Annotated in this window: 6 protein-coding genes; 4 read left to right on the forward strand and 2 right to left on the reverse strand. The window is 63.7% G+C overall.

Annotated elements, in window-relative coordinates; translation table 11 throughout:
* Positions 1 to 35: 35 nt before the first annotated feature.
* The 3 genes from ilvC (at position 36) to BKG76_RS18965 (ending at position 1,953) form a co-directional block, all read left to right on the forward strand.
* On the forward strand, positions 36 to 1,037 hold the full coding sequence (ilvC, locus tag BKG76_RS18955; RefSeq protein WP_174544373.1) for a ketol-acid reductoisomerase: 1,002 nt from the start codon (positions 36 to 38) through the stop codon (positions 1,035 to 1,037).
* Between the two features lie 93 nt (positions 1,038 to 1,130).
* Positions 1,131 to 1,517: a CD225/dispanin family protein gene (locus tag BKG76_RS18960; protein WP_207543774.1), complete on the forward strand. Its 387-nt coding sequence runs from the start codon at positions 1,131 to 1,133 to the stop codon at positions 1,515 to 1,517.
* 4 nt (positions 1,518 to 1,521) lie between these two features.
* Positions 1,522 to 1,953 (forward strand): DUF2752 domain-containing protein, encoded by a 432-nt coding sequence (locus BKG76_RS18965; RefSeq protein WP_070938966.1) that lies wholly within the window; start codon positions 1,522 to 1,524, stop codon positions 1,951 to 1,953.
* A 4-nt stretch (positions 1,954 to 1,957) separates the two neighbouring features.
* On the opposite strand, the gene BKG76_RS18970 is transcribed toward BKG76_RS18965, so the two are convergent.
* Together BKG76_RS18970 and BKG76_RS18975 are read right to left on the reverse strand one after the other, a co-directional pair.
* Positions 1,958 to 3,004: an oxygenase MpaB family protein gene (locus tag BKG76_RS18970; protein ID WP_070938967.1), complete on the reverse strand. Its 1,047-nt coding sequence runs from the start codon at positions 3,002 to 3,004 to the stop codon at positions 1,958 to 1,960.
* A gap of 120 nt (positions 3,005 to 3,124) precedes the next feature.
* A complete protein-coding gene (locus BKG76_RS18975; protein WP_070938968.1) occupies positions 3,125 to 4,090 on the reverse strand; it encodes an ArsR/SmtB family transcription factor in 966 nt (321 codons plus the stop codon).
* A 286-nt stretch (positions 4,091 to 4,376) separates the two neighbouring features.
* On the opposite strand from BKG76_RS18975, the gene BKG76_RS18980 reads away from it, so the two are divergent.
* The gene (locus BKG76_RS18980) at positions 4,377 to 12,056 is read left to right on the forward strand and encodes a non-ribosomal peptide synthetase (protein WP_070938969.1); all 7,680 of its coding nucleotides are present in this window, start codon (positions 4,377 to 4,379) and stop codon (positions 12,054 to 12,056) included.
* Positions 12,057 to 12,083: the final 27 nt, after the last annotated feature.

The raw sequence follows: 12,083 nt of genomic DNA on the forward strand, positions 1-12,083 counted from the left end.
GAAGGTAAGAAGGGAAAAGCACTGTGGCAGTTGAGATGTTCTACGACGATGATGCGGACCTGACCCTGATTCAGGGACGCAAGGTCGGCGTTATCGGGTACGGCAGCCAGGGACACGCGCACTCACTGAGCCTGCGCGACTCCGGCGTTCAGGTGAAGGTCGGTCTGCGCGAGGGTTCCAAGTCCCGCGAGAAGGTCACCGAGCAGGGCCTTGAGGTCGACACTCCTGAAGAGGTCGCCAAGTGGGCCGACGTCATCATGGTCCTCGCGCCTGACACCGCGCAGGCCGAGATCTTCACGAAGGAGATCGAGCCGCATCTCAAGGACGGCGACGCGCTGTTCTTCGGACACGGCCTGAACATCCACTTCGGTCTGATCAAGCCTCCGGCCAACGTCACCGTCGCCATGGTTGCCCCGAAGGGCCCCGGCCACCTGGTGCGTCGTCAGTTCGTCGATGGCAAGGGTGTGCCCGCGCTCATCGCCGTGCACCAGGACCCCAAGGGTGAGGGCCAGGCGCTCGCGCTGTCCTACGCCAAGGGCATCGGTGGCACCCGCGCCGGCGTCATCAAGACCGACTTCAAGGAAGAGACCGAGACCGACCTGTTCGGTGAGCAGGCCGTGCTCTGCGGCGGCACCGAGGAACTGGTCAAGACCGGTTTCGATGTCATGGTCGAGGCCGGATATGCCCCCGAGATGGCGTACTTCGAGGTGCTGCACGAGCTCAAGCTGATCGTCGACCTCATGTACGAGGGCGGCATCGCACGTATGAACTACTCGGTGTCCGACACCGCCGAATTCGGTGGATACCTGTCGGGTCCGCGTGTCATCGACGCCGGCACCAAGCAGCGCATGAAGGACATCCTCACGGACATCCAGGACGGCACCTTCGTCAAGCGCCTCGTCGCCAACGTCGAGGGTGGCAACAAGGAGCTCGAAGGTCTGCGCAAGGAGAACGCCGAGCACCCGATCGAGGTCACCGGCAAGAAGCTGCGCGACCTGATGAGCTGGGTCGACCGGCCGATCACCGAGACCGCCTAGTCTCTGTTTATCTGAACGCAAGGCCCCCGCACTCTTCGGAGTGTCGGGGGCTTTGTGTTTTCAGGCGAACCCTTCGCCGCTACGGTATTCGGTATGGCAGATGAGCCCCAGAGGGATGGCGACCTCCCGCCCTCCGGTTATCTTCCGCCCCGCGAGAATCGACCCCCGCCAGGTTTCGCGGAGCAGTCCGCGATGCCGCTATCCGGGCCTATCCCTTACCCAGCGGATGGCGTACGCGGCGTCCGGCCATCCAGCCATTTGGGCTGGGCTATCGCGTCCACATTGCTCTGCTGCATTCCGGCGGGAATCGTCTCGATCGTGTATGCCGTGAAGGTGAACACGCTCTGGGACAAGGGCGACGGGAAGGGAGCGGCGTCGGCATCCAAGACCGCCAAGGCGTGGGCGTGGTTCAGTTTTGGCTTGGGAATCGCGGGCAACATCGTGATCTTGGCTCTCGATCCCAGCAGATACGGCCTATGAACCGATGACAACCTTCCACCGGCCCTCCTTGGTCTCCCGGCTCGCTGCCCCCGCCGCCGTGGCGGGCGTGACGGCCGCGGGCTGCGCGGCTGTGTGGCTCGGAGACCCGACGACGCCCGGGGGAGTGCTCCCGGTATGCCCGTTCAAGGCACTCACCGGCCTCGACTGTCCCGGCTGCGGTGGCCTGCGCATGGTCTACTCGCTGATGCATGGTGACGTGCTGGGCGCATTGCGCTACAACGCGGTTGGCTTGGTGGCCCTGGGATTCCTCGCGGTCTGCTTTGGGGCGTGGACGGCCAGCCGCTGGCGGGGGGAATCCGGCTGGAATCCGCCGTGGCTGCGCGGGTGGGTTCCGGCGATCACCCTGGTGGTCTTCGTGGCCTGGTTCATCATCAGGCTGATCCCCGTCGCGCCCTTCACCGCGTTACGGGTGTGAGTCGCTAGGCCGAGCGCTCCATGAGCTCGCGAGCGTTCTCTCCCAACGTAATACCGTCATCGCCGATGAATAGCCGAGAGATCTTGCGGGCCACCGGCTCGACCGTGAACGGAACAAATGCGGGTTGTGCCACTCGCAGCAGCATGGCCAACACCGGGTCGGCGATCCGCGGAATTCCCAAATGGCGCCGTACCTTTGGTGGCACCACCGCGACGGAGGGGACGGCGGTGACGAGGGTAATTGCGGCGACCGCGGCGGCCGTCAGTCCGCCGAAGCCTCGTGCGTTTCTGATCACCGACAGTGCGAACCGCGCGCCGCCCGGCACGAAGCCTTTCACCATCCGGTACTCGGATTCGATCGAGTCGTAGTAGGCCGCCACCTCCTCGGAGGTCACCGGCACCGTGTCGGGGTCGGCACCCATCAGTTCGGCGAACGTCTTGACTTCCGAAAAGAATTGATCCCGTTCGGCTTTGGGGAGGCGCCGGGGAATGAGCCGTCCCGTTGCGGGCGTGTTCTCGTAGATTCGCAGCGCCGCATGCATGATCGTGACGTGCGCGAAGAGCACCAGCGCAGGGCCCTGGGCGTCGTAGGTTCGGTCCGTGCCGGGAATGACACCCTTCATGTTGCGGTGGTAATGGCGTAGATGCGCCGAAAGGGCGTCGGCGCTTGCGGTATCCCCGAAGATGATCGGTATCGGCACGCCGGCGGTCCGCTGAATGCGTTTGACGGTGTCATCGAAGTCGATCTGGTTGCTCTTACTCTTGGTGAACACCGGATCGTGGTTGATCTCGACGGCTTGCAGTCCTTCGTGGCTGCCCTCCAGCAGTGCCGTCACCAGGACGATCATCGGGGCCACGGAGGGATGCAAAAACACCTTCCAGGTGACCGAGCCGGGGCCAAAGTAGCCGTAATCCGGGTTTCCATCGGGGCCCGTACGTTGACCGGCGGGGGTGGCGCCGTCTCCGCGTCGCCAAATCCGAGTTTTGGCATCACCTCGTGGCGGCATACCCGCCGAGCGCGGTGTCGTGGCGTGTGCAGCTGTGCTTGGCATCGTTGCCTCCCAGGGAGCGGTTTGCTGCCTACTATTGGAGACGTTAACAACGCCAGTTGTCAACAGTGGCGCGCACAACTGTTATCGAGGTGAGCCCCTTGCCGTAATCGCCGCTGCTGGTTACCGGCGGTTCGCGTCGATCAGATCCATTCCCAAAGCGGTGGCGTCGTGAATGACGGCCTTGCCGTCGCGGCGGCTGCGTACCAACCGGGCTTGCCGCAGCGTCGATGTGTGCTCAGAAGCCGACGCGGGACTGATGCCGAGCTCGCGCGCGATATCGCCGGTGGTGTGCTCCTGCGTCAGTGCGCGCAGCACGGCCGCCCTGGTCGATCCGAGTATCGCCGCGAGCGGGTCGGATTCGGAGTCAATATTGAGGGTCAGGTCGATGGGTGCGGGATACGCGAGGACCACCGGTTGATCGTCAAGCTCGCCGACGAGCGGTGGCCCCGCCCAGAAGACGCTAGGTGTCAATACGATGCCGCGACCACGCAAGGCGATGGTGTGCCGTTGTGGGCTGTCGATCTCGAGGCAGTCGCCCTGCCAGCGCGCGCCCGGGATGATCATGCTCAGCGCGGCCCGCACGCCGTGGCGTGCCATCATGCGCCCCTGCCTGACGAGTTCGATCTGATGGTTCGCCTGGATGTCGGGCCAGTATGGTTCCAGCACCGCTCTGTATGCGTCTTTTGTCATGCGCCCCAACGCCAAAGTGGCCTCACGGTCGCCTGCGATGGCATACCGCAGATAGTGTGGCGCGCCGGCGCCTTCGGTGGGGCCGCGCCCGAAGGCCGCCAGCTCCGCCCGCGCCTGCTGCTGGTCCAGTTCTTGCATGGACTGCATGCCCTCATCGAAATTGTCCCCCAGCACGGTGGGTGACAACGACCACGAAAAGTGACTCACCACTGTCCGTCCTGGCGCGGCCGCGATGGGGAAAGCGGCCAGCGCACGACAGCGCCACCGTTCACCCCATGGTGTGCGAATCCCATGCCGCAGTGCACGTGTCGCGAATTTCAGCTCCAGCAAGGGAGCAGGCATGGGGAGGAACCGAGTCAGAGCAAGGTCATTCGCGGTGAAATTGAGGCGCAGCACGCTGACCTACTACCCGGTGCGGACCACGTGGGCGAGCATTCCCACACAATATGCCCTTACCTTTCGGTACGCCTATGAAACATTGCCCCGCGTGAAGCTGTCTGGAACACGGACAATGCGATGAACATTTCGGTGTCGGTCGAAAGGTTGTACCGCTCGTGGGCAGCGCGGTTCAATCGGGACGGCGGGTACCGGCGGGCGAGGGCGTTGATCGGCGGCAATTCGGATGGCTGGTCGACCAATCGCGGCTCGCCGGTTGCCCCGACAGCTGAAGCGAGGGGCAGTCATGAGTGTCGATCCCAGCCGGACGTTGTTGTCGTTGGATCTGCTCGACGACGACGAGCATGCTCAGCTTGCTGCGTGGGGCAATCAGGCGATGCTGAAGGAGCGACCGGAAATTCGGCGGTCGATTCCGGGGGTTTTCACCCAGCAGGTTGAGCGTGCTCCCGACGCTCTGGCACTGACCTTTGCGGGCCAATCCATGACATACCGGGAACTGGACGAGGCTGCCAATCGGTTGGCGCACTTCCTCGCCGCCGAGGGCGTGCGGCCAGGACAGTTTGTGGCGCTGCTCTTTTCGCGATCGCCCGAGGCCATCGTGGCAATACTGGCGGTGCTCAAGGCCGGGGCCGCATACCTACCGATCGACCCGGCCCTGCCGGCCGCCCGGATCGAGTTTCTGCTCGCTGATGCTTCCCCGGTTGCCGTGGTCACCACCGCTGCTTTGCTTCACAGGCTGGACGGGTTCGGTGTGCGGGTATTTGATGTCGACGACCCTGCCGTCTACGCGCAGTCCTGTGCGGCACCACCAGCGCCATCCCCCGATGACCTCGCACACCTCATCTACACCTCCGGCACCACTGGTGTTCCCAAAGGTGTTGCGGTGACCCAGCACAATGTGGTTCAGCTGTTCGACGAGCTGGATATCGGCGTGCAACTGTCTCCGGATCAGGTGTGGACGCAGTTCCACTCGTATGCGTTCGATTTCTCGGTGTGGGAGATCTGGGGTGCGCTCCTGCACGGCGGCCGGTTGGTGGTGGTGCCCGACTCGGTGGCGCGCACGCCGGAGGACTTCCATGATCTCTTGGTTGGTGAGGGTGTCACGGTGTTGACCCAAACACCCTCCGCGGCGGGGATGCTCTCACCGGACGGGCTGGAGTCGACGTCGTTGGTGATCGGTGCCGAGCCTTGCCCGCCCGAGTTGGTTCGTCGGTGGGCCCCGGGACGGGTGATGGTCAATGTCTATGGCCCGACCGAGACAACCATGTGGGCCTGCAAGAGTGAGCCGCTGCGCGCGGACACGTCGGGTCAACCGGTGCCGATCGGTTCGCCGATCGCGCACGCGGCGTTCTTTGTGCTCGACAGGTGGCTGCGCCCCGTGGCCGACGGTGTTGTCGGCGAGCTGTATCTGGCGGGTTCCGGACTCGGATCCGGCTATTGGCGCCGTACGGCGTTGACGGGGGCGCGGTTTGTGGCCTGCCCGTTTGGGAAGCCGGGCGACCGTATGTATCGGACCGGGGATTTGGTGTCGTGGGGCTCGGACGGGCAGCTGCAATATTTCGGGCGGGCCGATGAGCAAGTGAAGATTCGCGGATATCGGATCGAACTCGGCGAGATTGAGGCCGCACTGGTGCGACTGGACGGGGTGCGGCAGGCGGCGGTGATCGCCCGTGAAGATCGCCCCGGTGACAAGCGGCTCGTCGCCTACATCACCGGCACCGCGGATCCGCTCAGCGCTCGTGCCGCACTGGCCGAGCAACTCCCGGCATACATGGTGCCGGCAGCGGTGATGGTGATGGAGACGTTGCCCCTGACGGTGAATGGCAAGTTGGACAAGCGCGCGCTTCCCGCACCCGAATACCGCAATCTCGGTGCGGATTACCGAGCACCATCGACCCCCGTGGAGGAGGTGTTGGCGGGGATATATGCCCACGTGCTCGGTGTTGATCAGGTCGGCGTGGACGACTCGTTCTTCGACCTGGGCGGCGACAGCATTTTGTCGATGCAAGTTACCTCCCGTGCACGCGCAGCGGGTGTCTTGTGCAGGCCCCGTGACATCTTCGTGGAGCAGACCGTGGCCCGGCTGTCGAGGGTGGTGACGCTGGCCGACAACGACACCCGGAATGTCGATGAAGGCATCGGACTCGTCGAGCCGACTCCGATCATGCACTGGCTCCACAGCGTGCAGGGCCCCGTCGACCACTTCAACCAGACGGTGGTGCTGCAAGCCCCGATTGGGGCCGATGAGGCCGACATCGTCGTTCTGCTTCAGGCGCTGCTGGACCGACACGCGACTCTGCGGCTGCGCGCCGAGAGCGGTGATGGCGGCTGGTTACTGCGCGTGCCCGACAAGGGTTCTGTCGATGCCCGAGCGTGCATTCGCACCGTCGAAGCGCTATCCGATGAAGCGTTGGGGGCAGCGTGTTCGCGGTTGGATCCGGGAGCCGGAATGATGCTCAGCGCCGTGTGGGCACCCGGCGGAGGCCAGTTGGCGTTGATGATTCACCATCTCGCGGTGGATGGGGTGTCATGGCGAATCCTGTTAGAGGACTTGAATATTGCCTGGATGCAACGCCGCAACGGTCAGGACGTGGCGCTGGCGGGTTCAGGGACGTCGTTCGCTCGATGGGCGTCTCTGCTGCACGAGTACGCACGACGTGCGGGTGTGGTGGAGTCGGCGGATATCTGGCGATCGGTATCCGCGGTTCCGTCGGCGCTGCCTGTGGTGCGGCCCGGCGTGGACACCTACGTCACCGCCGGCTCGTTGTCGGTATCCCTGGATACCGACGTCACACGGATGCTGCTTAGCGAGGTTCCGGCGGCGTTTCATGCTGGGGTGCAAGATATCTTGCTCATCGCGTTCGGATTGGCGTGGAACGAATTCCTGGGCGCAGGGGGAGCTCCCATCGGTATCGACGTCGAAGGCCATGGCCGCGCCGAAGAATTGGTCACCGATGTTGATCTGTCGCGGACAGTGGGATGGTTTACCGCCAAGTTCCCGGTGGCACTTTCGATGGGCCAGCTGACATGGTCGCAGGTGATCGATGGCGGCTCGGCTCTGGGCGCCGCCGTGAAGGCCGTCAAAGAACAGCTTCGGGGCCTCCCGGATCCACTGACCTACGGCCTACTGCGGTATCTGAATCCGGAAGTCGGCCTTCCGGATTCAGATCCGACCATCGGCTTCAACTATCTCGGACGCCTGGGGGCAGGAGCGACAGGCATCTCCGACGACCTGTGGCGAATCAGCCAGGAGAATTTGCTATCGACCGGTGCATCCTCAGCGGTACCGATGCCCATGATGCACACCGTGGAGGTCAACGCCGGCATCCTGGAATCAAGTGCGGGGATGGGGCCGCGGCTACAGGCGGGCTGGACATGGGCGCCTTCGGCGGTTGACGCGGTTCAGGTCCAGCGGTTGAGCCAGTTGTGGTTCGAGGCTCTCGCGGGGATCTGCACTCATGTTCGCAATGGCGGCGGCGGACTGACCCCGTCCGACATCCTTCCCTCCCGCCTGACTCAAGATCAGATCGACGAACTGACGAAGCGCCACCGCATCGCTGACGTGCTGCCACTCACCCCGGTGCAGCAGGGTTTGTTGTTCCACTCCACCATCGCGACGTCCGCGGCCGGCACCGAGGCGGGCACCGCCCTCGGCGATGTCTACGCGGTGCAATTGGATATCACGATGATCGGTGCCGTCGACCCGCACCGGCTGTACGACGCGGTGCACGCCGTCGTGAAGCGGCATCCGAATCTGGTCGCGCGATTCTGCACGCAGTTCGGCGAGCCGGTACAGGTCATTCCAGCGGACCCCATGATTTGTTGGCAACACACCGAACTCGAATCCGCCGAGGAGATCGAGCGGCTGTGCGCCGCCGAGCGCATTGCGGTGTGTGACCTTCTGGCCGGGCCAACATTCCGGGCGGCTTTGGTGCGCACCGAAGGAAACAAGCACCGGTTCGTCCTCACGTTCCACCACGTCGTGATCGACGGGTGGTCACTGCCGATTCTGTTGCAGGAGATCTTCGCAAGCTACTTCGGACAGCCCCTCCCGCCGCCGCGGCCGTATCGCAGTTTTGTCGGCTGGCTGGCCGATCAGGATCGTGACGACGCACGTGCGGCGTGGGCCAAGGCTTTGGAGGGATTCGACACGCCCACTCTGGTCGCCCCGCCTGGCGCACCGGGTCCGCGCGGTGTCGAGTCGTATCGCATGTCGGCCGAGATCACCCAGGCTCTGGGTGATCTCGCGCGCTCACAGCACACCACGGTCAGCACGGTCTTGCGCGCCGCATGGGCACAGTTGCTCATGGTGCAGACCGGTGCGGATGACATTGCTTTCGGCACAGTGGTGTCGGGTCGACCGGCGTTGTTGACGGGGGCCGACGAAATGGTGGGTCTGCTGATCAATACGGTGCCGGTACGGGCCCGGGCCGGCGCGACCACCACGGTGGCTGAGCTGCTGGACGACATGCAGAGCACCCACAACGACCTTCTTGAACACGAACATTTGGCGCTCAACGAGATTCATCATCTCGCTGGTCATGATCGCTTGTTCGACACCCTTTTCCTCTACGAGAACTATCCGGTGGATGCCAGCACGTTCATCGGCGCGCATGAGTTGACGATCACCGAATTCGCCAGCCGCGAATACAACCATTACCCACTGTCGGTGATGGCACTGCCGGGCCATCAGCTCGGCCTTCGCGTCGAATACGACAGGGCAGCATTCGACCTGGCTGATGTCGAAGCGCTGATCGAACGACTCCGACGGATTCTGGCAGCCATGACGGCCGACCCGGCGCGGCGAGTCCAATCGATCGATGTACTCGATATCGACGAGCACGAACGACTCGACAGCTGGGGCCATCGGGCAGTGTTGACTGGGCCCGCAGCGGCATCGGGTTCGATTCCGGCGATGTTCGCGCGACAGGTCGACCGTGCGCCGCACGCGGTGGCGGTGACGTTCCAAGGTCGGTCGATGACCTATCGCGAACTCGATCACAAGGCCAACCGGTTGGCGAACCAGTTGGCCTCGTTCGGTGCCGGGCCGCGAGAATCGGTGGCGCTGTTCATTCCGCGCTCCGATGACGCGATCGTCGCGATCCTGGCGGTGCTGAAGACGGGAGCCGCCTACGTACCGATAGATCCAGCGGTACCGACGACACGGCTGGAATTCATGCTTGCCGACGCCGCACCGATCGTCGTGGTTACGGCGGGCGAGCTTCGGGCTCGCTTGGTCGGAACGAATGTGCCCGTTCTCGGAATCGACGAGCGCGCTGTCGATGAGCCTGCCGGGGTGACATTACGGGCGCCTGGGCCGGACGACATCGCCTACACGATCTACACATCCGGTACCACGGGTGTACCGAAGGGCGTGGCCGTCACCCATGGCAATGTCACCCAATTATTGGAGGTGTTGCCCGTCAACCTGCCCTCGGGGCCGGGCCAGGTGTGGTCTCAGTGGCATTCGCTCGTCTTTGACGTTTCCGTCTGGGAGATCTGGGGCGCGCTGCTGCATGGCGCACGGCTGATGGTCGTACCGGAGACAGTGGCGGGCTCGCCGCGGCGTCTGCTCGATCTCCTGGTTGCCGAAAAAGTCAGCGTCCTGCACCAAACACCTTCTGCGATAACAATGTTGGACCGGGATGGTGTGGACAACATGGCAGTGGTCGTAGCCGGCGAGCCGTGCCCGGCCGAGGTGATGGACCGATGGGCGACCGATCGCCTGATGCTGAATGCCTACGGCCCGACGGAAGCGACGATCTATGCCGCCATCAGCAAGCCTCTGCTACCCGAAACAGGTTCGGTGCCCATCGGCTCACCGGTCCGTGGCGGTGCGACGTTTGTTCTCGATGACTGGTTGCGGCCCGTGCCGCCCGGCGTCGCCGGCGAACTGTACTTGGCGGGGTCGGGACTGGGAGTCGGCTATCTGCGTCGATCGGGATTGACCGGATCACGTTTTGTGGCATGCCCGTTCGGGAACCCGGGCGCGCGGATGTATCGCACCGGCGACCTGGCGCGATATGGCGACAACGGTCAGCTTGAGTATCTGGGCCGCACCGATGAACAGGTCAAGATTCGGGGGTATCGAATCGAGCTCGGCGAAATACAGTCGGCGCTGGCCGAGTTGGACGGGGTGGAACACGCGGCGATCATCGTCCGGGAGGACCGTCCCGGTGACAAGCGCCTCGTCGGTTACGTCACCGGAACCGCAGATCCGACCTCGCTGAGAACCCTCTTGCGGAAGCGGCTCCCGCAGTACATGGTCCCGGCCGCAGTGGTTGCGGTCGAGGCAATGCCCCTCACCGTCAACGGGAAGCTCGACAAGCGCTCACTGCCTGCGCCCGTATATCGGGACGCGGCACGTTACCGGGCTCCGGCGAACGCCGTTGAGCGGACCATCGCCGACATTTATGCTCACGCACTTGGTATTGATCGGGTCGGGGTCGACGATTCGTTCTTCGATCTCGGTGGTGACTCGATCTCAGCGATGAGGGTCGTCGCCGCGATCAACACGGCTCTCGACGTCGACCTGGCGGTGTGGACTCTCTTCGAGGCGCCGTCGGTGAGAAGCCTGAGTACCCACGTGGATGGTGCCGCGTGCTCGCCGGCCGTCGCCGAAACCTCGAGAACGAGCTGTGCATCCGTGCATGGGAGGGGAGCAACTCGGGTGAGTGCCAGCGATCTCACGCTGGACAAATTCATTGATGTCGCAACACTGGCCACCAACCACACCCGACCACATGCGACGGGCGGCGCGGCAAAGGTATTGCTCACCGGAGCCACCGGATTCCTTGGTCGCCATTTGGTACTGCATTGGCTGAACGAGATGGCGCGGGCTGGAGGCACGCTGACCTGTTTGGTGCGGGCGTCATCTGATGAAGAAGCGCGTCGGCGTCTCGAGAAGTCTTTCGACAGTGGCGATCCAGAGTTGATGGCCCACTTCGACACGCTGGCCGTCGGTCGGCTGGAGGTTGTCGCGGGTGACAAGGGCGAGCCCGATCTGGGGCTGGAGACGAAGACATGGCAGCGACTGGCTGAATCCGTTGACCTGATCGTCGATTCGGCGGCCTTCGTCAACAGCGTCCTGCCGTATGACGAGCTTTTCACACCCAATGTCGTCGGGACCGCCGAACTGATCCGACTCGCGCTGACGACGAAGCTCAAGTCCTACTCGTTCGTATCAACATCAGATGTCGGCCGTCAGATCGAACGGCCAAAGTTCACCGAGGCAGCCGATATTCGCGATATCAGCCCCAGCCGCGTGGTGGACGCCAGTTATGCCAACGGCTACGCCAACAGCAAGTGGGCCGCCGAAGTTCTCCTCAGGGAAGCGCACGACACCTTCGGGCTGCCGGTCGCGGTGTTTCGTTCCAGCATGGTCATGGCCGATACAAGCTACGCGGGTCAACTGAACGTGGCCGATATGGTCAGCCGAATGGTGTTGAGCATCATGGCTACCGGCATCGCGCCCGGATCGTTCTATCAGCTTGATAGGCACGGCCATCGGCAGCGTGCGCATTTCGACGGGCTTCCGGTGGAATTTGTCGCGGCGGCGATTGCCACCCTGGGTGCTCAAGTGGTCGACGGGTTCGAGACCTATCACGTGATGAACCCGCATGACGATGGCATCGGGATCGACCAATACGTCGACTGGTTGATAGAGGCGGGTCATTCGGTCGAGCGAATCGGTGACTTCGGAAATTGGCTGCAGCGGTTCGAGGCCGGTCTACGTGCGTTGCCGGACCGACAGCGCCAGAGTTCCGTACTACAGATGTTGATGGTGTTGAAACAGCATGGGCAGCTGCGGGCGCCGGAGCCGACACGCGGGTCGTACGCCCCGGCCGATCGCTTTCAGGCTGCCGTGCGTCGTGCGAAAATTGGTCCACACCAGGATATTCCGCACGTCTCGGCGCCGGTCATTCTCAAATACGTCACCGATCTGCAGTTGCTCGGGTTGTTGTAGCTGCGTAGACGAAAGCGCGCCGCGGCA

Origin of the sequence: Mycobacteroides franklinii, from assembly GCF_001853795.1 — a bacterium.
GTDB lineage: Bacteria > Actinomycetota > Actinomycetes > Mycobacteriales > Mycobacteriaceae > Mycobacterium > Mycobacterium franklinii.

Bases quoted from the DNA above. Each gene is read 5' to 3' on its own strand.
- ilvC (WP_174544373.1), top strand. From the start codon at position 36: ATGTTCTACGACGATGATGCGGACCTGACCCTGATTCAGGGACGCAAG.
- BKG76_RS18960 (WP_207543774.1), top strand. From the start codon at position 1,131: ATGGCAGATGAGCCCCAGAGGGATGGCGACCTCCCGCCCTCCGGTTAT.
- BKG76_RS18965 (WP_070938966.1), top strand. From the start codon at position 1,522: ATGACAACCTTCCACCGGCCCTCCTTGGTCTCCCGGCTCGCTGCCCCC.
- BKG76_RS18970 (WP_070938967.1), bottom strand. From the start codon at position 3,004: ATGCCAAGCACAGCTGCACACGCCACGACACCGCGCTCGGCGGGTATG.
- BKG76_RS18980 (WP_070938969.1), top strand. From the start codon at position 4,377: ATGAGTGTCGATCCCAGCCGGACGTTGTTGTCGTTGGATCTGCTCGAC.